Consider the following 22,767-nt stretch of genomic DNA (forward strand, 5'->3'; position numbering starts at 1 on the left):
AAAGAGGGTAGCTATACTGCAAAAATATTAACTTTGTTTTGTGATGCGCTCTTCCATAATCTGCGAATACGTGTTGGCTTTTAAGCCGTATATGATTTGGACATGACGATCATCCAATATCACGACGCCATGCGCGCCATGATTCTTGAGTGCGTTCTTATCGATGACGGACGTCGCTCTGAGGGTAAGACGCAGCCGAGTCGCACATGCACCAGTTTCTAGCAGGTTCTCTATGCCCCCAATGGCGTCAATGATCGTATCGACGTCTTGTTCGACATTGGGGTTGGTATGAGTTAGGAAATTGAAAAATTGCTTCAGCACTGACTTAACCGTCATTTGAAGAGTCTTCGGTCGTTAGTTTTGAAATGGCTTCAACAATCGGTGCCGGTGAGAGCGTATGCGGTACTTTAGTGATTAACGTGCCATCCGGCTTCAAGAAGTAAAAGTAAGAGCTATGATCCAGCGTGTATTTTAGTTCTGAGCCTTCCAATTCTGTCTTGCGGAAAATGACACCATAGTTGTGTGCCAAAGGTGTCGTTACATCAAGTGGTGCCGATAGGCCTTCAATCATTGGATGGAAGTAATGGGCATATTTTGCTGATGCATCGGCCTCATCACGCTCTGGGTCTAAAGAAATGAACATCGGGCGTAGTTGTGCTTTTTGCGCGTCGTCAATTTGATTCAGTGCTCCTGCCAGCATTGCAAGAGAAGTTGGGCAAACGTCTGGGCAGCGAGTAAAGCCAAAATAGACGACTCGGATGCGAGGGTCATTCACATCGAAGATATTGACGGCTTGGTTATTTTCCCCAAACAATACCGTTTGTTGAGAGGTGGAACTGTCCACTTGCTCTGGCTTCGTTTTCTGATTATCTAAATAGCTCTTTACGCCAAACCCGAGTGCGAAAGCAGCTACGAGAAATAGGGACCAATTGTGGCTCATAACGATTCCTTATCTTTGCATTTTTATAGCAGGGTAAACGGTATTCTCTCCATCACTGAGTTCACCAACCCAAGTCATTGCATCCTCCGTGCAAACCGGGAGAATGATGTCACCTTGATATTGGCCAGGAGCGATTTGCTTCAGCAAAAACTTAGGCTCACCCATCTCCATTTCTCTTCCTGAAAGACTTAGGATGAGTTGCTTAGCATCGCTTGTATGCCACTCAACATTTAGAGTGGTAGGAACCAAGGGTTGAGCAGTTTCTGAGTTTAGCGTCATCGTAACATTTTCTTGGACGCAAGAGGTTGTAGAGAGAAAGCAGTATTCATCTATTGACTTGCTTTGAGTGGAAGAAGAAAAGCTTTTTATTAGAGTCGGGGCATAAAATCCCGCAACTAATGCGGCTGAAACAGCGGCGATTTGTAACAGTTTCATTAAGGTTCAGCATTTATCACTTAACATTACGAGCATCGTAGCACAGATGCGCCGCTCGCCAACTCGTGACCTCGGTAAATTGTGCGTTATACCTCGGTGACCAGCTTCCTTATAACGCGACGGACTTTATTGCATCAAATACAGCAGAGTTTTCAATTGAGATGTTTTGCCCTTAGCCAATAAATAAAAACGGAGCCAATTGGCTCCGTTTTTATTTGGTTCAGTATGTGTTTGATACCAAAGTTATTTATCTGAGTCTGCGAATTTCTCTAGACCTAAAACCAGAGCAATGGCTGCAAGCATCATCACGACAGCAAGTACTAACTGAGAAGGTTGTGATGTCACGTGTTCAAATTCAAATGGTGATAGGTTGTGCTGTAGCAATGGCACTTGTTCGCCCTTCGAATTGGTGCGCCAAGTGATGGTTTCTTTCCATGGCCAAATCTTTGGCAACGTACCAATCATTAATCCAGTCAAAAACATCAGGGTGAAATCACGGAACTTGCGTAGTAACCACGACAATAAGTGAGAGAAGGACAGTAAACCGATCACGCAGCCAGACAAAAATAGCGCTAATGTATCGACTTGAAAACCTTTCACTGCGGCTAATACAGGAGCATACATGCCAATCAGCAGCAAAATAAAACTGCCAGAGATACCCGGCAAGATCATCGCACAAATCGCGATAGCTCCAGCGAATAAGGTATTAATGGCCGTTGGTTCCATGTGTAAAGGTTTGAGCACAGTAATACTATAAGCAAACCCGACACCAACGAGCAGAATGACAAAGCGGACAAGATCGCGTTGCTCAACCTGACGAATAATGTGATACACAGAGACCAAAATCAGACCAAAGAAAAATGACCAAAGTGGGATCGGGTGTGTGTCAAGAAGCCAAGTAATCAACTTTGCTAGCGTTGCAATACTGGTGAAAATGCCGGCAAACAGAGCGATAAGGAAGAATCCGTTGATGTGATTAAACGCGGCTTTAACCCCTTCTTTTCGCCAGATAGAGAAAAGTGAGGGGTTAATGCGTCGAATGCTTTCAAGCAGCGTATCGTAAATACCAGTGATAAACGCGATGGTGCCGCCAGATACACCAGGTACAACATCTGCTGCACCCATGGCGATTCCCTTGAAGAAAGTAATTAAGTAGTTCATTGCTCTAATGCTAAGTCGTTTCGATGGCAGAGAGTATACAAACATTGCGATGAAAAAAGTATGAAATAGTGCTGTAACTACTTGGTTTTATATCCAATCTATTGCCTATCTTTATTACCCGCCAAGAGACAATGCCGCCGTAACGAGCTTTTAATGCTTGGTTTACATTTTTGAGATGATTAACTCTACTATCAATTATCAATCTTGGTTGCATTATGCAATTGCAATTTGCATTATAAAATTGCATTTTGATAATTTGCGCGTGAATAAATCCAGCTTATATGAGATCTTGTGCCCAAAAATAAGTCTTTGCATTTTGGCATGATTAATGCATAATACTGCTCGACCCTTCTTAAGCCGAGGGTCACCTAGCCAACTGACGTTGTTAGTGAATACAATTTGTTCACACTAAATATAAGCCAATCGCGATTATTGCGGTTGGCTATTTTTTTATATGAACAACGTTACTTACGTGCTTTGCAAATTGCACTTCTCTTTCTGTCAGTCATAAAAAAGGGCTGACGTGTTACGTCAACCCTTGTGTTTTACTTTACGTTTTAACCCGTTTATCTAGCAGTTCAGTATCCCATTAACTGTAGCAAATTTTCAGCTGTCACAATGGCTTCTTTACGATTAGCAATATTAAGCTTTTGGTACAGGTTGCGAATGTGGGTTTTAATTGTCGTACCTGCCACATCCAGCTCTTGTGCGATTTGCTCGTTACTAAAGCCTGAATAAATCAGTCCCAGAACCTGCCATTCGCGTTGTGTTAATGGGCTGGTACGTACTAGCTCTGGCACATTAGGGTGATTCACCAACTTTTCAATAAAGTCTTCATCAAAGTGAATCGACCGGCTACGTTGATTCGATGAAATGTCCTTCATTAACTGTTGAGCACGGTGACGCTCAAGATCGCCCAGTTCATGGCGGAGGCTCAACTTCTCCAGCAGACCGCCAATGGTTGCACCATCAATCAGGAAGTTTCCGACCATGCCAGTTTGGTTCGTCATTACTAATGCTTCTTTTAACAGAGCCTTGGCTTGCTCCTCATCTTTTTGGCGAGCAGAAAGGACCGCTTCAACCACTAAGTTGCGATTAGTATCTGTGATTAGGTTAGTGCGACGAGCTTCACCTTGGAGAAAATCTAACGCAGCACGAGCGTCGGTATATTGGCCTAAATTAATGTGGGCGCGAGCAATGTTACGCCATTGCAATTGAGAAAAGTGGTTGCATGCCGATTCAGGACGAACCGCAGTGTTGAGCCATTCTTGCATTGCATCGGTATTCCCGCGCGCTTGCCAAAATAGAATCAACGATAGTGAAGCGTTTGCAGTCCAATCTACGTGATAAGTCGACTGTTTCATCAAGTGCTGTATATGCTCAATGAATTTACCTGCTTTGTCTAATTCACCGCGTCCAATCGCAATACGCGCCAACATCGAATAGCTATGTAAGTGCTTGCTTGGTGAATGGTTTTCGAGAATTTGCAGACCTTTGTACGCGCATTCTTCCGCTTCATCAAGTCGGTTCCAGCACCAAAGTACTTGCGCGCGAATACGCAGCAAAAATTCATGAAGAGGAACATGCTGAAGCTGCTGATCTTCAATCAGACGAAATGCGGAATCTTGTAGTTCAAAGGCAGCTTGCACGTAACCTTGTGCAATTAAAATCTCGCTTTGCTGCAATATTGCCCATAACGCTTGGTGATATACCTGATACTGACGAGCTAGCTTTTCAGTTTGTTGCATCATCGGCAAAGCACGGTCTAGTTTACCTAGCACGTGGTTAACTTCACCAACAACCGAAGTCGCCACAATTCGGCTACGGTAAATTGTGTTATCAAGTTGGCTAAGCGCTAGCTCCGCTAATTCGAGAGCTTTTTCTGGTTGGTTACTGTTGATAGCCACTTGAGCAAGCAACGCGTTTGCTTGACCTTGATAATGAATATCTAACGCAATGTTACGCTTTTTGTGTTCCTCTTCCGCTTCTTCAAGCAGGTGGCCCACTTGGTTATAACGATGCTGACTTTGAGCCAACCATGCTCGGAGCATCGTAAGTTTTGGGTGGCTGAACAACAGATCATCGTCCAACTTGTTAATTGAGCTTTCCAGTGTGCTGAGTTCGCCTTGGTTAAACATCTTCCAGCCGAATTCGTTTAGGATCTCTACCACTAAGTCCTTATCATTCGATTTTTGTGCATGATGAATCGCTTGGTGTGGTGCTTTTTGCTGTAACCAAGCGATAGCAGCATTGCGGTGGAGATCTTTTTCTTGCTGAGGAATACGAGCTTGGCGCTCATGAGACAAAAACTCGCCAAATAAGTTATGGAATCGGAACCAGTTCTGTTCCCCTTCGAGTGGGTAAATGAATAAGCCGTAACGGTTAAGCGATTCAATCATTCCCAGTGCATCTTCGCGTTGGGTAAGGGCAAACACTAGCTCATCATTGAAGTGGTCAAGCACGGATACTTGCATTAAAAAGTGACGAGTTTCGTGATCGAGTAGGTCAAACACTTCTTCGACCAAGTAATCCCACAAGTGCGCGTGATTGAACTGCGATACCGACTCTACAGTTTGTGCCAATGTGCGGTTTTGATGTTGGGCTTGTAATGCGATCAACTGCATCGCCGATGGCCAACCTTCAACATAGGTTCTTAGGCTGTTCGCCATGTCTTCATCAATACCATCGGCGATACGCTGGTTAAAGAAGCGAGTGGTTTCTTCGGTATCAAACGCCAACATCTCGTTGCCGATTTCGATCATTAAATCACGAACACGTAAGTTTGCAGTGCCCAGAGGCGGCGCTGCACGACTGGTTACCACAACGGTGAGGTTGTCTGGCATGTGCTTTAAGAAGAAACGCATGGATTCATGGATTTCATCATTCGTGATTAAATGGTAGTCATCAAGCACCACGTAGCATTCTTGATGAAAGTCAGCCATTTCAGCGAATACTTCGCTAAATAGGGAGCGTAAAGACGAGATCTGACGTTTTTCCGCCAGTTTTTGTGCGTTAGCGCAACTGAAGTTGGTGGCTTTGTTTAATGCTTGAAGCAGATAGTTTACAAAGCGAAAGCCGTCGTTATCGCTGTCATCAATGCTGTACCAACCGACGTTTGGCTTATCGGATAGCCACTGCGCTGCCATTGTTGTTTTTCCGTAACCTGCTGGGGATCGGAATAAAACCAATTTGTAGTAAGGCGCTTGCTGTAGTAAGTCCAACACTCGTGGGCGCACGATGGCATTGTGCAGGCGTCCTGGTCGAGTAAGCTTAGATGGAATCCACATTAGTAGTTATGTCCTTATTTATGTATACCCAAATGACAGCAACGTGATCATTCTTGTAAAGCCCCCTTGAAAGCCGTCTTACTGAATGATGTCATCAGCATCAAAAACACTGTTTGAATGCCGGATGATGTCGCTACTGTTGGGGCTTGCGTCCGTCTGAAAAACCATTCCATACGGTCACTTAGATATAAAAGCTAGCGAAAACTAGAAATAACTCACATCGCCTAATTCTAGTTTGTATAAAAAGCGTACAATCCTGTGAGCTGAGTGGGATGTTACGACATCAGAAATGTTCGTTACTTTGATCCACTTCCTAATTCTCAAGGGTTGATGGATTTACCATCAACTACGCCCTTTATTTGTGATTGTCGTCACTTAAATATCATTTGTTTCGTTGGCGTTAAGATCGCGTTGCACATAGATTACGAAAATTTCTTCTACGCTGACCGAGTTAATGTGACCGATATTACAATTTTCACATCATCAGATGAGTGGACTATAAAAAGCGTCATGAACGGGTTTTAACCTTTCTCACATTCCATTGTGATCAAAATCACTAAGAACTGGTGCAAAGTTCACTTTGTTGAGATTTGGATCACTAACCTAGCAATGGTACCCCCTCTACGCCCTCAGCCCTCCTCCTTCAAAGGATGAGAATTAGGAGGATGTTTATTCACAGAGGTAAATGCACGATGTATGGCAGATGAATTACCAAAAGACGTGAGAATTTCGTAATGAAACCTACTCAACAAAAACAATTTGACAAGAAGTCGTTCCAAGAAAGCGTAAAGAAACACCTATCTGTAACTTACGCTCATACGATTGAAAACGCAGACAGCCGCGCATGGTACCTAGCAATGGGGCATGCTCTGGCTGAATTTACTACTCTAGATTTGCTTGCGACAGAAGAAGATCCACGCATTAAAAGTGCGAAGAGCGTTAACTACCTTTCGCTAGAATTCCTTATCGGTCGTTTGACTGGTAACAACCTAATCAGCATGGGTCTGTACGAACAAGTAACAGAAGCAATGGCTGAACTAGGTTACAACCTAACTGATCTGCTAGAAGAAGAGCGCGACCCATCATTGGGTAACGGTGGCCTTGGTCGTCTGGCTGCGTGTTTCATGGATTCATGTGCGGCACAAGAATTCCCAACTGTCGGCTATGGTTTACATTACGAATACGGTCTATTTAAACAGTCATTCAAAGATGGTCGCCAGCAAGAAGCACCTGACGCATGGCGCGGTGTAGAAGGCTACCCTTGGGAAATTGCGCGTCCAGAACTTGCGCAAGAGATCGGTTTCTACGGTCACGTTGAAGTGATTAACGAGAACGGTAAAGAAGTCCGCAAATGGGTACCAGGCATGACAGTAAGAGCAATGCCTTGGGATCTTCCAATTGTGGGTTACGAATCAGACACGGTTTACCCGCTACGTCTTTGGGAATGTCAGGCGATTGCACCATTCTCACTAGCAAGCTTTAACAATGGTGATTACTTCGAAGCTCAGCACGCACTGATCGACGCAGGTAACATCACTAAAGTGCTTTACCCGAATGACAACCACGAGAAAGGTAAAACACTGCGTCTAATGCAGCAGTACTTCCACTCAGCAGCGTCTGTACGTGACATCCTACGTCGCCACGAAGCTGCGGGCTACTCGCTAGCGGATCTACCTAAGCAAGAGACTATCCAGCTTAACGATACACACCCAACGATTGCGATTCCTGAACTAATGCGCATCCTGATGGATGAAAAAGGTTTAGCTTGGGAAGCGGCTTGGGAAATCAGCTCTAAGACATTTGCGTACACCAACCACACGCTACTTCCAGAAGCACTAGAGACATGGCCAGAGTCGCTAATCCAGCACCTGCTACCACGTCACATGGAGATCATTTACGAGATCAACCACCGCTTCCTACAAGACGTACGTGCAATGTGGCCGGGTGATGTCGCGAAGCAACAGAAGCTTTCTATCATCGAAGAAGGTTTCCACCGCATGGTTCGCATGGCAAACCTATGTGTAATCGGCTCTTACGCAGTAAACGGTGTAGCAGCACTTCACTCTGAATTGGTTAAGAAAGACCTATTCCCAGAGTTCCACGAAATGTACCCGACACGTCTACACAACGTAACGAACGGTATTACGCCACGTCGCTGGTTGAAGTTCTGTAACCCAGGTCTGTCTCAGCTTATCACTGAGAAAGTCGGCCCAGAATGGCCAGCGAAACTAGAGCAACTTGAAGGTATTGCGAAGTACGCTACTGACGCGACATTCCAAAAAGAATTCATGGCAGTGAAGAAAGAGAATAAAGAACGCCTAGCAACTTGGGTGAAAGAGAACATGGGTATCGAGCTCGATACTAATGCAATCTTCGATGTTCAAATCAAGCGTCTGCACGAGTACAAACGTCAGCATCTAGACTTGCTACACGTACTGTCTCTGTACCACCGTATTCTTAATGAACCAGGTTTTGAGTGTACGCCACGCGTTGTGTTCTTCGCAGCAAAAGCAGCACCGGGTTACCACCTAGCGAAAGAAATCATCTTCGCAATCAACAAGATTGCAGACAAGGTGAACAACGATCCTCGCATCGGTAACAAGCTGAAAGTGGTATTCATCCCTGACTACCGCGTGAGTATGGCTGAAATCATTATCCCTGCGGCTGACGTTTCTCAACAAATCTCGCTAGCGGGTAAAGAAGCATCAGGTACAGGTAACATGAAGATGGCGCTAAACGGTGCGCTAACTATCGGTACAATGGATGGTGCAAACGTTGAGATTCGTGAGGAAGTAGGCGATGAGAACATCTATATCTTCGGTCTAGATGTTGAAGGTGTGAAAGCGCTGAAAGCTCAAGGTTACAACCCATTTGATTACTACAATGCGGATCACTTACTCAAAGCGTCAATGGACTTGCTATTGGGTGAAGAGTTCACACCAGGCCAACCGGGCTTACTGCGTGCCACATACGACAGCCTGCTAGACGGTGGTGACCCATACTTATGTCTCGCGGATTTCGCCTCTTACGTGAAAGCACACGAAGACATGAGCGAACAATATAAAGATCAAGCTGGCTGGGCGAAGAAGGCCATTCTTAATACCGCCCTTGTTGGCAAGTTCACGTCAGACCGCTCAATCCGCGACTACGTGAACAATATCTGGAAACTTGAAGCGGTGAAACGCTAATAGAACCTAGTTAAGACCAAGGTAGCCAAGCGCTACCTTTGGTCATTTTCCAAAAGAAGTTATTGATAACAATAAAACCCTACATGGAAGGTGTTGGTATTACCTTCGGAGAAAGCGATGAAAGAACAAACAGCATTAAAGAAAGTCGCGGAAATGGCGAGATTGGCTGATAGCTATGTCAGTGCTTGGGGAGATGAGGCTAAAGTGTCTGAGGAGACGCTACGCCGCTTGCTCGCTTCGCTTGGCTACGATACTAGCAGTGATGAAAAACTACTGGCTTCTGCTGAAAAAAGACATAAAAAAGACGTACTAGCCCCTGTTCTTGTTTTACGCGACGGCGAACCAGTCGAAGTGGAACTAAACCTAGGTACGAGTGCTCGTGAGAGTGAATTCAGCTGGCGTTTAGAAACAGAACAAGGAGAGGTACTTGAAGGCTATCTTCAGTCCCAAATTGTTCGTGATGAGCGTGCTGAGGGTGGCCCTCTAGTGTTTGCATTGCCAAAGAACTTGGCTTGGGGTTATCACAAACTGATCATCAGTCGTAAGCGTCGTAAAACACCTTACGAGATGTCATTGATCATTACGCCGAAAGCGTGTTTCAAACAAGACGATCTAAACCAACACAAAAAGCTATGGGGTCCTAGTATCCAGCTTTACACACTGCGTACTCAGCATAACTGGGGCATCGGTGATTTTGGTGACCTAAAACAACTGGTGAGTGATATTGCCTCTCGTGGCGGTGACTTCATTGGCTTGAACCCTATTCACTCGCTGTTCCCTGCGAATCCAGAAGGGGCAAGCCCATACAGCCCGTCTTCTCGTCGTTGGTTGAACATCATGTACATCGACGTAAGCTCTGTACCTGAGTTCGCGCTAAGTGCAGAAGCACAACAACGTGTCGGTAGTGCAGAGTTCCAACAACGTTTACAAAAAGCGCGAGACTCTCATTGGGTGAATTACACCGAAGTTTCGCAACTAAAAATGAGCGTTCTTCCGCTGCTATTCAGTGAGTTTAAAGCTCGCCATTTAGACAAGAACACCGATCGCGCTCGTGCCTTCTTGGACTTTGTTGAAAAAGGCGGCGACAGCTTGCTACACCAAGCTGCATTCGATGCACTTCATGCTGATTTACATGCAGAAGATGCAAACATGTGGGGTTGGCCTGTATTCCCTGAGAAATACCGCACATTCGACGCAGCTGGTACTCAGAAGTACATTAAGGACAACCAAGATCGTGTTCACTTGTACATGTACCTGCAATGGATCGCAGACGATCAAATCAAAGAAGCGCAAGCGCTAGCCGAAGAAAAAGGCATGGCTGTGGGTTTATACCGTGACCTTGCGGTTGGTGTTGCTGATTCTGGTAGTGAAACATGGGCTGATGAAGGCGCGCTAGTATTGGATGCAAGCATCGGTGCACCACCAGATGTACTTGGTCCACTAGGCCAAAACTGGGGTCTGCCTCCGCTTAACCCTCAGGTTTTAGAAGCGACTGGCTACGACGCTTACATCAAATTGCTACGTGCTAACATGAAGCATTGTGGTGCATTGCGTATCGACCACGTACTTGGCCTGCTTCGCCTTTGGTGGATTCCAAAAGGCGAGAAAGCGACAGAAGGCGCATACCTGTACTACCCAGTTGAAGACATGCTAGCAATCCTAGCGTTGGAATCTCACCGTCATCAGTGTTCTGTAATCGGTGAAGACTTGGGTACTGTACCTGATGAAATCGTTGATATCCTTCGTGATGCGGGTGTGCATTCGTACAAAGTCTTCTTCTTCGAAACATCAAAAGACGACGGCGGTTTTATTTCTCCGAAGCACTACGCTGAGCAGTCTATGGCTGCGCTGTGTACGCACGATATGCCAACACTACGCGGTTTCTGGCACTGTGATGACTTGAAGATGGGGCGTGAGATTGGTTTGTACCCTGATGAACAGCAGTTGGAAGGCCTATTCGCTGACCGCTTGAAGTGCAAACAAGGTATTCTAGACAGCGTTCGCTGGCATGGCTATCTGCCAGAAGGCATTGGTCATGATGCTCAGTTCGTACCAATGGATTCATACCTAAGCGAAGCGCTTCAATTGCACGTTGCTGCGGGTGATTCTGCACTGCTTAGCGTTCAGCTTGAAGACTGGTTAGAAATGGATCAACCGGTCAACATTCCTGGCACGGTTGATGAGTATCCAAACTGGCGTCGTAAGCTGTCGATGAACCTAGATGAAATCTTCAGTCGTGAAGACGTGAATCGCATTTCTAAACGCCTTACAGAAGTTCGCGCACAGGCGAGCAAATAAGATGCGTAGAGTGACGTAGATGAATGAGCGGATTACTAATTTTGTTAGCTCAGAGGTACGAAAGTTCCGTCTAGGTCACTCATTCCTAAAACACAATCCGTTAGGATGAAGTACCGTTATTATGCCCGCGACAATAGCGGGCATTTTTGTATTTTGACGCCGTTTACGCAACGAACGTGAGAAGCGGAGTCTTTTTGTGAGTTCACAACGTTGGCTGTGGAGAAACCGATGTTTGATTCAGATCTCTGGTCTTGAAAAGGATGTTGGCTCTAGGGAGAAAGATTTGAAAACCACCAAAACCAAGAAAATAAAGAAACAACACGAACGCGCATACGAACTGCTTGCTGAGGCGGCTTACTCAGATCCATTTGCGGCGCTGGGTCCATTCATTGACGACGAAGCTTCGCTGAGAGTTTGGATGCCGGGCGCAAACAAGGTTGAACTGCTTGTTAATGGTGAACCTCGCGTGGCGCTTGAGCGTGATGGCGACAGCGGTTTCATCTTAAAAGAACAACGCGATTTACACCTGACCCACTACCGTTTAGCGGTCGATTGGAATGGTGTTGAACAAATTATTGATGACCCGTACCAGTACCACAATATCTACCAAGAGTACGAGCATCTGCATACGCCAAAAGACATGTATCACTACATGGGCGCGCACTTTGTCACGCTAGAGCGTGGCGGTGAAAACATCTCTGGTGTGCGTTTCCTTGTTTATGCACCACATGCATCTGCTGTTAGCCTTGTGGGTTGCTTCAACCAATGGGATGGCCGTCGTCATCCAATGCAACGCTTAGACTACGGTATCTGGGGCCTATTCATTCCTGGTTTGGAAGAGGGGGTACAATACAAATTTGAGCTCAAAGGGCCAAATGGGGAAGGGTTGCCACACAAACAAGACCCTTGGGGTTTCTACTCTGAGCAATACCCATCGTTCGCATCCATTACCTACGATCACAAGCGTTACCAATGGCAAGATGCGAAATGGCAAAACCGTGCAGTGACACAAAAGTGTGATGAAGCGTTATCGTTTTACGAGCTACATGCTGGATCATGGAAGCGCGACGAGAACGGTGATTTCCTGAACTACCGCGAACTCGCGGAGCAGTTGGTGCCATACCTTGTGGATATGGGCTACACCCACGTTGAGCTGATGCCTGTGTCTGAGCATCCATTCTATGGTTCATGGGGCTATCAACCTGTTGGCTTGTTTGCACCAACTAGCCGTTTTGGCTCACCTGATGATTTCAAATTCTTCGTGGATGCGTGTCACCAAGCTGGTATCGGTGTAGTGCTGGATTGGGTTCCTGCGCATTTCCCATCGGATGATCATGGTTTAGCTAACTTTGATGGTACGCCTCTGTTCCATGATCCAGATCCTCGTCGCGGTTGGCACCAAGATTGGAACTCCTACATTTACGATTTAGGCCGTGAACATGTACGTCGCTTCCTTGTCTCGAATGCGCTGTACTGGTTTGAACAATTCCATATTGATGGCATTCGTGTCGATGCTGTTGCGTCGATGCTCTATCTCGATTATTCACGTAGCCACGATCAGTGGGTCCCGAACGTTGATGGTGGCAACGAAAACTACGACGCAATCGCAACCTTAAAACGGATGAACGAAGAAGTGTACAAGCACTTCCCGAATGCGATGACGATTGCGGAAGAGTCAACGGCGTTTCCGGGTGTGTCTGCGCCAACCTTTATGGGTGGTTTAGGCTTTGGCTTCAAGTGGAATATGGGGTGGATGCACGACAGTCTTTCATACATCAAAGAAGATCCTGTTCACCGCAAATACCACCACAATACCATCACCTTCCCGCTGGTTTATGCGCACAGCGAAAACTACGTCTTGTCTCTCTCTCACGACGAGGTGGTGTACGGAAAAGGCTCTATCCATAACAAGATGCCGGGCGATGAATGGCAGCAAACCGCAAACCTACGTGCATACTACGGTTATATGTATGGTCAACCGGGCAAAAAGCTGAACTTCATGGGCGCGGAAATCGGCCAAACGGCGGAGTGGAACCACGATGATCAGTTGCAATGGTTCTTGCTGGAATACGAACGTCATCAAGGCGTTCAAAAGCTGATGCGCGATTTGAACCACTTGTACCGAAATGAAGCGGCGATGCACGATCAAGATTGTGTTCCTGCTGGTTTTGAGTGGCGTCTACAAGACGAAGCGGATGCGAGCATCCTAGCGCACGAGCGTATTAGTAAAGAAGGTGAGCGTATTCTGATCATCACCAACTTTACGCCCGTACCACACGAGCGCTTTCGTTTAGGCGTTCCAAATGCAGGTCAATACGAACTGCTACTGAATACAGACGACAGCAAATACGGCGGCAGCGATTTTAAAGTGCTGACCAGTGTGAAAACGGAAAAAGTTGAAAGTGAATCACTGCCTCAATCACTTGAGCTTCGTTTGCCTCCACTTTCAACCGTGTTCTACAAGCTGCACAAATAATTTTGTCTAATCAAATTCTAAGCCCGTTTTACATTGTAAATCGGGCTTTTTTTGACCAAGTTTTCACTAACGATAAACAGACTGCATACTCTATACTTGCATCATATTGTTTTATTAAATCAGGCTAGGTCGGACTTTGAGAAAGATTAAATCCCTTCTGTTCAATATCTTATTGGTGCTTTTGCTTTTACCAGTGATGCTCGTTGGCATAGTGAAATACATCGATCCACCAATTTGGGGATGGAAGATCAGCCGCATGATTTCTCCTCCTGAAGGATTTCCTGAAGAGAGTCAAAATGAATGGGTGCCTTTGAGTGATATTTCTAAACACATTCAATTGGCTGTGATTGCGACAGAAGATCAAAAGTTCCCGACCCATTACGGAGTGGATTTTGATTCCTTGTTTAAAGTGATCTCAGAGTCTGGCGAGAACGGTCCTTCTCGCGGTGCGAGCACGATTACTCAGCAAACTGCAAAGAACGTGTTTCTGTTTCCTTCACACTCTTATGTGCGCAAAGCGTATGAGCTTTATTTTGCTCTGCTGATGGAAGCAATGTGGAGTAAAAAACGCATTCTTGAAGTGTATTTGAATGTGGTGGAGTTTGGTCCAGGTATTTATGGCGCGGAAGCCGCTGCGCAAAACTACTTTGGTATTCCTGCTAAACAACTTTCAACACGCCAAGCAGCAAGGCTTGCGGTGGTGCTGCCAAATCCGTATCGCATCAAAGTTTACCCTCAGACTTCTTACACCATCAGCCGCGTCAATTGGGCGATGAGACAAATGCGTAACCTTGGTAGCGTTCAGCTTTAAACTCCTTTTTACCCTGCTCATAAGTAGAACTACGCCCCCATAAAAGCAAAATGTGAAGCGTCACAAGCTTTAGGGCGTAGCTTTTCAGAATGATGTGCTCAGTTTTTCATCCATTTACTATTAGTGTGAATAAAACTACAACACGAATACTGCGCCTATGCGCAACCAATGGACTGAACGATGAAACTGAATCTGATTACGACGACCTTATTGCTTGCATCGGCAAGTGCCATCGCCGAGCCAAACATCACCATTTCTACCACGACCAACAGCCGTGACTTTCCTTTAAGTGCAGAGCAACCTTTGGTTGTGCCCTTAACCAAAGACGGATACACGCTCAAAATCACGGGTGTTGAAGGCGACTGTGTCGCGCCTGATGGTCAGAAGGTCAAATTCAACAAACCTATCGCGCTGAACTGTGGAAAGCCAACAGAACTGCCTTTAAAAATCCGTTTTACTGGCGATTACTCTTTTGCTTTTGATGCGGAAGCCAAAACTCTACGCTTCAAGCGAGAGCCTAAGAAAGCTGCCAAGACAGAATTTAAACGCCCAATCCCACAAGTGCAATGTGAGGTTTACCAAGGCGGCGAAGTCACCATCGCGCTGGGTGACAGTTTCCCCGATGGCACCAAGTTGCGTGATGCCTATTCTGGTCAGATGGTCGAAGTAAAAGATCAGCAAGTATCGCTGACACCAAGCAAAGATTCAGGCGGTTTGGTGCTACTAGAGCCAGTGAAGAAAACCAAAGAAGCAGTGCCGTTTGATTACCGCAATGCCAACATTTACTTCGTGATGGTCGACCGTTTCAATAATGCTGATACGAGCAATGACAACAGCTATGGTCGCAAGAAAGACGGTAAAGAAGAGATTGGTACCTTTCACGGTGGTGACCTAAAAGGTGTGATCGAAAAGCTAGATTACATAAAGAGCCTAGGTACAGATGCGATTTGGCTGTCGCCAATCGTTGAGCAAGTGCATGGTTTTGTTGGCGGCGGCGATAGCGGCTCATTCCCATTTTACGCTTACCACGGTTACTGGACGCGTGATTTCACCAAGATTGATGAGAACTTCGGTAACGAAGATGACCTGAAAAAGCTGGTGGAAGAGGCACACAAACGTGGCCTTAAAGTATTGATGGACGCAGTAATCAACCACACCGGTTACTCAACGTTAGCCGATTTGCAATTTGATGGTATTGAGGTGTTAAAACCAAACGCTGAACTACCTAAGAAGTGGGGGGATTGGCAACCAAAAGCGGGTGAAAATTGGCATAGCTACCACCAGAATATTGATTACCAGAGTCCAAACTGGGCGAAATGGTGGGGCGGTGACTGGATAAGAACAGGTCTACCGGGATACCCAGCTCCGGGCAGCAGTGATATCACCATGTCATTGGCGGGTTTGCCTGACTTTATCACTGAATCAGACAAAGCTGTGAAGCCAGCGCAGTGGCTATTGGATAACCCTGGTACTCGCGTAGAGGCGCGCGACAATTACACCGTCTCGGACTACCTAATTGAGTGGCAAACTGATTGGGTGAAACGCTTTGGCATTGATGGTTACCGTGTCGATACGGTGAAGCACGTTGAAGGCGATGTGTGGAAACGCTTGAAAGAAGAGGCTTCAAGCAGTCTTGAGCAGTGGCGCAAAGAGAATGGTAAGTCAGGTCAGCCATTCTGGATGATGGGTGAAGTATGGGGACATACCGCATATCGCAGTCCTTACTTTGACGATGGCTTTGATGCGTTGATTAACTTCGACATGCAGAAGAAGTTAGACAAAGGCGCGGCGTGTTTCAGCCAAATGGCAGACACCTACCAAAGTTACGCAGATACTATCGCCAATGAAAAAGACTTCAACCCAGTGAGCTACATGTCTTCTCACGATACCGAGCTGTTCTTCTCTCGCTTCAAAGATTACGGCATGCAGCGTAACGCCGCGAATGCACTGCTTCTGAGCCCTGGTGCTGTTCAGGTTTACTATGGTGATGAAGTTGGTCGTAACATTGGTCCTTACGCGGACGATTTCCACCAAGGCACTCGTTCTGACATGGTATGGAAGCTATCTGATGAGAAGCAAGCGCTGCTCAAACACTGGCAAACTCTTGGTCAGTTCCGTAAAGCGCACCCAGCGATTGGTGCGGGTCAGCATCACGTGATTGAACAAGAAGGCGCGTACGTGTTCTCTCGCTCGCTTGGCAATGACAAAGTCATTGTGGCGTTTGTGGGTCGCGAAAAGTAGTTAGAACTTCGTTTTAAGCCTAGATAGAAAAAGCCCTTCCTTGAGTTATCAGGGAAGGGCTTTGTTGTTTTAGTTCGCCAGTTCTTGGTCGATGACTTTTTCTAGCTCGTCAAACGGCACATAGCCAGGAATGACTTGATCATTAATGATCAACGCAGGCGTGCCGCGTAAACCAAGTTGCGTGAAATACTGATAGTTTTTATCAAGCAACGCCTTGGTCTCTTTGTCGTCGACAAGCTGCGCTTCTGTCCCCGTTTTTTTCGCGATTTGATTTAAGGAACGTGCGTCATGTGCGCCCGGTTTTTTCACCAATAACTCATGCACTTGTTCGTACTTATCTCGCTGGTTTTGCCAAACATTTAATGCGTAACTTGCCGAGTTGTAGCCGTTTTTCTCGTATTGTTCTTTAAAAGAGACATTGAGGTTAAGCACTTTTACCTGCGGATATTCCTTACCAACTTTGACCAGCTCTCCTTCTAAACGTTTACAAAAAGGGCAGCTGTAGTCTGTTACGTTAATAATGGTTAACTCAGGGTTTTCAGCACCAAAAGAGGAATGTTTGCCATCACTTAGATATTGACGAACCTCCTTCAAGGTGTCGCCAAATGACTGTTGATACGCAATGTACTCTTGAAGGTTTTGGTGCAATGAATCAAGAATTTGAGGGTTTTCTTTTAGTATCTGAGTAACTTCCTCTAGCTTTTGTTCTGCGGTCTTTTCTGATGCGAAAGATACGGCAGATACGATAGCCATCGTTAACGCCAAAAGTGTACGAGTGAATGTCATAATATTTCCTAAAACTTTTAAATTTCGTTGTTTGTTATGTGAAGTGAATAAAATATGTACAAAAGTCAGGCAGAAAGGTCTCTCGCCTTGCTGGCTTTATTCTCTAAACACGCAAAGTTTTAGGTGAACCCGATACTTTTCCGGTATCGGTTCTGTGTATTCCAGATAACGAATTGCTGTGGTTGTCATCGGCAGCGCCACAATCAAAGCAAACAGAAAAAATGGAATAAGAATATGATCAAACTGATGTTGGTACGCTTGAACCAGCTTTTCTGAAAGGTCGCAAGATGGTGATAAATTCACACTCTCATCTTGCTGACTCTGTATTTGGTGAGCCTTCGGGCAGCTTTTCGAGAAACCAGAATTTTGGCTTAAGCATATCATCACCACCCAAAGCACGAGGGCGAGTGTCCATTTGGCTATTTTATATTGTGAGCGTAACAATGGGTCGTATAGTCCTGTTAATTCTGGTTTATGCCGTTTACATATGACCGGGCCATCCTAACCTAAATTTCGTGGCTGAATGTTACTTTCGAGTTAATCGATATTGCCTCAATGCCAAAGTATGAAGTACGTCATGAATGTTGTAGAAAGCAATATTCGTCAGAATAATTTGTTGAGTTGATGAAGAAGTCGTGAGCTATCGACATAGATTAATATACCTAATTGTTAGCACAAATTTTTATTATCTTTCAATTGTGATTGGAATCATAAAACAAAACTTCATAACTGAGTCGCGATAATGTTCGGCAGGCGGATTGATTTTGATCATCTCTCTAGCACATTATTCAGGTGAACATATGTGTTAAGTTCCACATGTGTAGGTAATGTTATGAAAATTCCTGTTCAAACTGAGCGTAAAGTTACACTGGGGTGCTACGTTGCTCTGGCGTTTGCGGTCGTGTTCTTTTCTGGCCTGATGCAATCTAGCGAATGGTACGGTGTATTCGATTTTACAACGCTCAATGGCTCTTTCGGCAAGGTGACGTATGGTGTCACCGAAACGGCTGACGGTGTGCAAGTTGCAACAACGTCGCTTCGCGGTACTGGTGGTAGCGGTGCTCGCGACGGTTTCATTTTCGCACTTACTTTGATTCCAACTGTTATGTTCGCCTTAGGTATGATCAACGTACTTGAGCACTACGGTGCACTTGAAGCAGCTCGTAAGCTTCTTACTCCTCTTCTACGTCCTCTAATGGGCATCCCTGGTAACTCTGGTCTGGCTTTAATTGCTTCTCTACAAAGTACCGACGCGGGCGCGGCGATGACGCGTCAGCTAAAAGATGAAGGTCACCTAACTAAGCGTGAAACGGACGTATTTACCATGTTCCAGTTTACTGCAGGTGCGACCATCGTGAACTTCTTCTCATCAGGTGCTGTGCTGTTCACATTGACGATGGCTGACGGCTCTCTAGCGGTCACGTCTTCTATTGGTTTAGCGGTTGTGGTGATGTTCGCATTCAAGATCATCGGTGCAAACCTGTTCCGTATTTACCTGAACATGACGGAAGGTAAAGAAGACAAACAAGACCAAAACAAATCAGAGAACCTAAAAGAGGAGACGGCATAATGGGTGACGTTAAAGCGAAAAAACCAATGGTGACGGATATCTTCGTCGAAGGTGCTAAGAAAGGTTGGGTAATTGCGACTACCTCTACGGTTCCTAACGTATTGATGGCGTTCGTTATCATCAAAGCGCTGCAAATCACTGGCGCGCTAGATCTGATGGGCACTGTGTTCTCTCCAATCATGGCGGTGTTTGGTCTTCCGGGTGAAGCAGCAGCGGTATTGATCGGTGCTTGGATGTCGATGGGCGGCGCGGTGGGCGTAGTGATTACGCTATTTGACCAAGGCATCCTGAACGGTACGCACATTGCGATTCTAGCGCCAGCTATCTACCTAATGGGCTCTCAAGTTCAGTACATGGGTCGTATCATGGGTCCAATTGGTACTGAAGGTCGTTACATCCCAGTTATGATTGCAATCTCAGTATTGAACGCATTTGGCGCAATGCTAGTGATGAATCTGTTTGTCTAGGAGTGAGTCATGCAATTCTCTCTAAATGAATATCTAGAAGAGCTACGTCCGCTAATCAATGTGGATTGTGGCACTTATACTACTGATGGTATCGAGTTCATCGCTTCTCAATTTGAAGAGAAGTACCAAGCGATGTCAGGTTGGAGCGTAAAACGCATCGACTGTGGCAGAGCCGGTGTTGGTCTTGAAGTTCGAAATAAGCCGGAAGCTGAGCAAATCGATGTGATGCTAATTGGTCACATGGATACGGTGTTCCCTGTGGGTACCGCTGAGCTTCGTCCAATGTTTCAAGATGCAGAGAAAGCGTACGGTCCAGGTGTGTCTGACATGAAATCTGGTTTGCTGAACATCGTGTACGCGATGCGTAATCTAGACCAAGCTGTGTTGGATAAGTTATCTATCGCTATCTGCATGAACCCAGATGAAGAGACAGGCTCTCTGGATTCTGTGGATTGGATTCAATCAGTTGCGAAAAACGCTAAGAATGTACTGGTTGCAGAAGCAGCACGTGCAGACGGTGGTTTAGTGAAAGCGCGTAAAGGCATGGCTCGCTACAAAATGACCTTTAATGGCGTTGCTGCTCACGCAGGTAACGAGCCAGAAAACGGTCGCAGCGCAATCACTGAGATGGCAAATTGGATTCTGGCTGTCAATGCAATGACCAACTTTGACTCTGGTACTACGCTGAACGTCGGCATTGTTTCTGGCGGCAACGGTGCGAACATCGTCCCTGAGCACGCGGAAGCGATCGTGGATGTGCGTTTCTGGAGCAACGAAGAATACGATGATGTCGATAGCAAGCTAAATGGCATGCTGGAAACACCATTCGTTGATGGCGTGAGAATTGAGTTGGTTCGTGAAGCTTATAAGCCTTCTATGGTGCCAAGCCCACAAACAGAAAGCCTGATGATGCTAGTTGAAGAAGCCGCAAGTGAACTGGCTATCGACATCAACTGGAAAGAAGTAGGTGGTGGCTCTGATGCAAACAACACGGCGATTCTTGGTGTTCCAACTTTGGATGGTCTAGGACCTATCGGTGCGGGCTTCCACAGCGATCAAGAGTACTTGTTGCTTGAGTCTATCGAACCACGTATCAAAATGCTGATGCGTGTACTGGAGAAGATTGCTCAATAAGGCATTTTGCTTCTAAAGCTTGGTTCCCAAAGCTGTTGGTTTCAAAACCATTTGGTTTCCAAAACTTTTGATTTCCAAGACTTTTGATTTCAAGGCAATAATCCCCGGACTTCGGTTTGGGGATTTATTTATCTAGCCATTTTGTTTCCTTTCTTCATTATCATTACTCGCTATTAATCCTACGTTCAGGTTCATCTTCTTAATATCTTTGCCACAGTCATAAATTTAGGAGGCACGATGACCACAAGCATGTCTGTAAATTCGGCGTCCGATGACGTCTTAGACCAAACGATGCAAGCGCCAGATGAGAAAACCTTTTGGCGTAAAATGAAAGGGTCGGTTAAGAAAGCGGGTGAAGAAATTGCCGTAATGGGCATAAAATCATGGCTCGCGATGGCAGATTCCAACACTTCTGTTCGCCACAAGGCTATCTTAGGTGGCGCGTTGGCTTACTTCGTCCTACCAACAGATATGGTGCCAGACGTACTCGCTGGCGTCGGTTTTACCGATGACATGGCAGCACTTACCTTAGCCGCGAACTCAGTCGGTAATGCCATCACTAAAGAACACGAAGCACAAGCCAGAGAAAAACTGAATTCGATGGTGGAGTAGGTATGGCCCATCAAACATGTTCTATGTTTGGTTTAGCGCAAACAAGAAATTGTTATTTTTAACATTTACTCAAAGCACACGAGCTCGTCACAATACGTTTTTCCGTAGTAGATTTGCTCGATTTGAAAGGGTACTTTCAGATTCAAGTTTTTATCTAAGAGAAACCTTTCATGTACAGGTATACGCCAGATATTATTGGTATGCTAACTTTGAACGGAAAACCGTTGTCATCTCAATTAGTGGTCCTCCGAGTCGGTGTGCGTGGAACCATTCATGAGTTTCAAACTATTACTGATGCTAACGGATCGTTTGCCTTCCCTGTATTTGAAGAGCATGAGTCTCAAGACTTATTGAACTTAGATCAGAAATACGTGCTCGTTTTCCTGAAGACTCATCTAGCAAATGGAGAAGAGGTGACGATATGGGAGTCTTCAATTGATGGTTATGAGACTTATGAGTTTGCTAGAGAAAATATGGGAAATTTGAATTGTGAAGTAACCAATGAAGTTTACTACTTCGCTTTTTCTTATTTTGGAAATGGTGAAGATGATACTTATGTGTACAGTCAGTGCAAACTAACTGGTTATGTAGAATCAGGAGTATACGAAAGTTAAGTAGTGAATTACTTTAGAGAAATATTCTGCGAATTAGCACTTTGATTGATATGTTTAAACTTGATTGAGGCGTGCAGGTATAGCTTTTTCTTTTAAAGAACTTTGAGTTTAATAATCATCACAATCATAAACTCTATGAAAAATGTCTTTTATATAAAAATCCATTTAAATTGCAGTTGCTAATAACCATTAGATCTCCAGCATTTTCTAGATTGATATTCTTGAAAAAGTATCGAAACTCGGTATCTTCAAGCTCACAGTAAAGATTACTTAAGTTGTCCTCTATAAATATAGGTGGTGAAACGTAGTTTAACTGAGACTCCCAAATATATTTCTTTTCTTCATTTATATAGGTATATATTCCGATATATGAATATGTTTGATTCAAAGCTGATTCTTTGAACCTTTGAGCATGTATGACTGGTTTAAAGTGAAATTCACCTAACTCATTAGTACTTGAACTCCTTTTGTAATTATTTTTTAAAAAATTAGCTTCTAAGTAAACCGTTACATTTTCTAGAGGTCTTTGATCAAGAACTAAAGTACCTTTTACCTCTGGGCTTAATGTATATTTAAATTTCTTAAAAAAATCGAACATACTTTCGTTGAAACCTAATGCAAGTATTGGAAATGAGAAAATGAATAAAAAAGACTATTTTTAAACATGAAATTATGATGTATGTATCTTAGTACCAACTTAATTATCAGACTACTATCTATCGCGATTTGGTTTTGAACTTTAATTTG

The 22,767-nt window shown here is 45.0% G+C and carries 18 protein-coding genes; 10 read left to right on the forward strand and 8 right to left on the reverse strand.

Annotated features, from left to right (window positions below; all coding sequences use genetic code 11):
* Positions 1-27: 27 nt before the first annotated feature.
* From R7P80_RS10950 to malT, 5 genes are all read right to left on the reverse strand, one after another.
* Complete coding sequence (locus tag R7P80_RS10950; RefSeq protein ID WP_005384641.1) at positions 28-336, reverse strand: PTS transporter subunit EIIB; 309 nt, start codon at positions 334-336, stop codon at positions 28-30.
* Positions 326-940, reverse strand: a complete 615-nt coding sequence (locus tag R7P80_RS10955) for an SCO family protein (RefSeq protein WP_005384635.1) — start codon at positions 938-940, stop codon at positions 326-328. Before R7P80_RS10955 ends, R7P80_RS10950 begins: the two co-directional genes overlap by 11 nt.
* A 9-nt stretch (positions 941-949) precedes the next feature.
* Complete coding sequence (locus R7P80_RS10960) at positions 950-1,375, reverse strand: hypothetical protein (RefSeq protein WP_025768641.1); 426 nt, start codon at positions 1,373-1,375, stop codon at positions 950-952.
* Between the two features lie 243 nt (positions 1,376-1,618).
* Positions 1,619-2,536, reverse strand: coding sequence for a DUF368 domain-containing protein (locus tag R7P80_RS10965; RefSeq protein WP_031778872.1), 918 nt, complete (start codon positions 2,534-2,536; stop codon positions 1,619-1,621).
* Positions 2,537-3,114: 578 nt separating this feature from the next.
* Entirely contained in the window at positions 3,115-5,823 is a 2,709-nt protein-coding gene (malT, locus tag R7P80_RS10970; RefSeq protein WP_005374834.1) for an HTH-type transcriptional regulator MalT, read from the reverse strand.
* A 734-nt stretch (positions 5,824-6,557) separates the two neighbouring features.
* On the opposite strand from malT, the gene R7P80_RS10975 reads away from it, so the two are divergent.
* The 5 genes from R7P80_RS10975 to R7P80_RS10995 all read left to right on the forward strand — a co-directional run bounded on the left by R7P80_RS10975 (position 6,558) and on the right by R7P80_RS10995 (position 16,837).
* Positions 6,558-9,011 (forward strand): glycogen/starch/alpha-glucan phosphorylase, encoded by a 2,454-nt coding sequence (locus tag R7P80_RS10975; protein WP_005374836.1) that lies wholly within the window; start codon positions 6,558-6,560, stop codon positions 9,009-9,011.
* Between the two features lie 117 nt (positions 9,012-9,128).
* Positions 9,129-11,309, forward strand: a complete 2,181-nt coding sequence (malQ, locus tag R7P80_RS10980; protein ID WP_225491613.1) for a 4-alpha-glucanotransferase — start codon at positions 9,129-9,131, stop codon at positions 11,307-11,309.
* Positions 11,310-11,541: 232 nt separating this feature from the next.
* Positions 11,542-13,785, forward strand: coding sequence for a 1,4-alpha-glucan branching protein GlgB (gene glgB / locus R7P80_RS10985; RefSeq protein WP_225491643.1), 2,244 nt, complete (start codon positions 11,542-11,544; stop codon positions 13,783-13,785).
* 136 nt (positions 13,786-13,921) lie between these two features.
* Entirely contained in the window at positions 13,922-14,596 is a 675-nt protein-coding gene (gene mtgA / locus R7P80_RS10990) for a monofunctional biosynthetic peptidoglycan transglycosylase (RefSeq protein ID WP_054865800.1), read from the forward strand.
* A 180-nt stretch (positions 14,597-14,776) separates the two neighbouring features.
* On the forward strand, positions 14,777-16,837 hold the full coding sequence (locus R7P80_RS10995; RefSeq protein ID WP_161440635.1) for an alpha-amylase: 2,061 nt from the start codon (positions 14,777-14,779) through the stop codon (positions 16,835-16,837).
* 69 nt (positions 16,838-16,906) lie between these two features.
* Here the strand turns inward: R7P80_RS10995 and R7P80_RS11000 are convergent, their stop codons facing one another.
* Together R7P80_RS11000 and R7P80_RS11005 are read right to left on the reverse strand one after the other, a co-directional pair.
* Complete coding sequence (locus R7P80_RS11000) at positions 16,907-17,623, reverse strand: DsbA family protein (RefSeq protein ID WP_025768635.1); 717 nt, start codon at positions 17,621-17,623, stop codon at positions 16,907-16,909.
* 96 nt (positions 17,624-17,719) lie between these two features.
* On the reverse strand, positions 17,720-18,007 hold the full coding sequence (locus R7P80_RS11005; protein WP_049872671.1) for a hypothetical protein: 288 nt from the start codon (positions 18,005-18,007) through the stop codon (positions 17,720-17,722).
* Positions 18,008-18,455: 448 nt separating this feature from the next.
* On the opposite strand from R7P80_RS11005, the gene R7P80_RS11010 reads away from it, so the two are divergent.
* The 5 genes from R7P80_RS11010 to R7P80_RS11030 all read left to right on the forward strand — a co-directional run bounded on the left by R7P80_RS11010 (position 18,456) and on the right by R7P80_RS11030 (position 22,020).
* Positions 18,456-19,193, forward strand: a complete 738-nt coding sequence (locus R7P80_RS11010) for a nucleoside recognition domain-containing protein (protein WP_225491614.1) — start codon at positions 18,456-18,458, stop codon at positions 19,191-19,193.
* On the forward strand, positions 19,193-19,660 hold the full coding sequence (locus R7P80_RS11015; protein ID WP_005374849.1) for a YjiG family protein: 468 nt from the start codon (positions 19,193-19,195) through the stop codon (positions 19,658-19,660). The genes R7P80_RS11010 and R7P80_RS11015 overlap by 1 nt, the downstream gene beginning before the upstream one ends.
* Positions 19,661-19,669: 9 nt before the next feature.
* Positions 19,670-20,794 carry a M20 family metallopeptidase gene (locus R7P80_RS11020; protein ID WP_182038092.1) on the forward strand — a complete coding sequence of 375 codons (1,125 nt, stop codon included), beginning with the start codon at positions 19,670-19,672 and terminating at the stop codon, positions 20,792-20,794.
* A gap of 237 nt (positions 20,795-21,031) precedes the next feature.
* Entirely contained in the window at positions 21,032-21,406 is a 375-nt protein-coding gene (locus R7P80_RS11025; RefSeq protein WP_065275513.1) for a YkvA family protein, read from the forward strand.
* A 170-nt stretch (positions 21,407-21,576) separates the two neighbouring features.
* Entirely contained in the window at positions 21,577-22,020 is a 444-nt protein-coding gene (locus R7P80_RS11030; RefSeq protein WP_104980194.1) for a DUF6795 domain-containing protein, read from the forward strand.
* A 133-nt stretch (positions 22,021-22,153) separates the two neighbouring features.
* On the opposite strand, the gene R7P80_RS11035 is transcribed toward R7P80_RS11030, so the two are convergent.
* Positions 22,154-22,618, reverse strand: coding sequence for a DUF6795 domain-containing protein (locus tag R7P80_RS11035; protein ID WP_225491615.1), 465 nt, complete (start codon positions 22,616-22,618; stop codon positions 22,154-22,156).
* Positions 22,619-22,767: the final 149 nt, after the last annotated feature.

The sequence above is a fragment of the Vibrio sp. 2092 genome (assembly GCF_033339635.1).
Classification (GTDB): Bacteria; Pseudomonadota; Gammaproteobacteria; order Enterobacterales; family Vibrionaceae; genus Vibrio; species Vibrio alginolyticus.

Bases quoted from the DNA above. Each gene is read 5' to 3' on its own strand.
- R7P80_RS10950 (WP_005384641.1), bottom strand. From the start codon at position 336: ATGACGGTTAAGTCAGTGCTGAAGCAATTTTTCAATTTCCTAACTCAT.
- R7P80_RS10955 (WP_005384635.1), bottom strand. From the start codon at position 940: ATGAGCCACAATTGGTCCCTATTTCTCGTAGCTGCTTTCGCACTCGGG.
- R7P80_RS10960 (WP_025768641.1), bottom strand. From the start codon at position 1,375: ATGAAACTGTTACAAATCGCCGCTGTTTCAGCCGCATTAGTTGCGGGA.
- R7P80_RS10965 (WP_031778872.1), bottom strand. From the start codon at position 2,536: ATGAACTACTTAATTACTTTCTTCAAGGGAATCGCCATGGGTGCAGCA.
- malT (WP_005374834.1), bottom strand. From the start codon at position 5,823: ATGTGGATTCCATCTAAGCTTACTCGACCAGGACGCCTGCACAATGCC.
- R7P80_RS10975 (WP_005374836.1), top strand. From the start codon at position 6,558: ATGAAACCTACTCAACAAAAACAATTTGACAAGAAGTCGTTCCAAGAA.
- malQ (WP_225491613.1), top strand. From the start codon at position 9,129: ATGAAAGAACAAACAGCATTAAAGAAAGTCGCGGAAATGGCGAGATTG.
- R7P80_RS10995 (WP_161440635.1), top strand. From the start codon at position 14,777: ATGAAACTGAATCTGATTACGACGACCTTATTGCTTGCATCGGCAAGT.
- R7P80_RS11000 (WP_025768635.1), bottom strand. From the start codon at position 17,623: ATGACATTCACTCGTACACTTTTGGCGTTAACGATGGCTATCGTATCT.
- R7P80_RS11005 (WP_049872671.1), bottom strand. From the start codon at position 18,007: ATGATATGCTTAAGCCAAAATTCTGGTTTCTCGAAAAGCTGCCCGAAG.
- R7P80_RS11010 (WP_225491614.1), top strand. From the start codon at position 18,456: ATGAAAATTCCTGTTCAAACTGAGCGTAAAGTTACACTGGGGTGCTAC.
- R7P80_RS11015 (WP_005374849.1), top strand. From the start codon at position 19,193: ATGGGTGACGTTAAAGCGAAAAAACCAATGGTGACGGATATCTTCGTC.
- R7P80_RS11020 (WP_182038092.1), top strand. From the start codon at position 19,670: ATGCAATTCTCTCTAAATGAATATCTAGAAGAGCTACGTCCGCTAATC.
- R7P80_RS11025 (WP_065275513.1), top strand. From the start codon at position 21,032: ATGACCACAAGCATGTCTGTAAATTCGGCGTCCGATGACGTCTTAGAC.
- R7P80_RS11030 (WP_104980194.1), top strand. From the start codon at position 21,577: ATGTACAGGTATACGCCAGATATTATTGGTATGCTAACTTTGAACGGA.
- R7P80_RS11035 (WP_225491615.1), bottom strand. From the start codon at position 22,618: ATGTTCGATTTTTTTAAGAAATTTAAATATACATTAAGCCCAGAGGTA.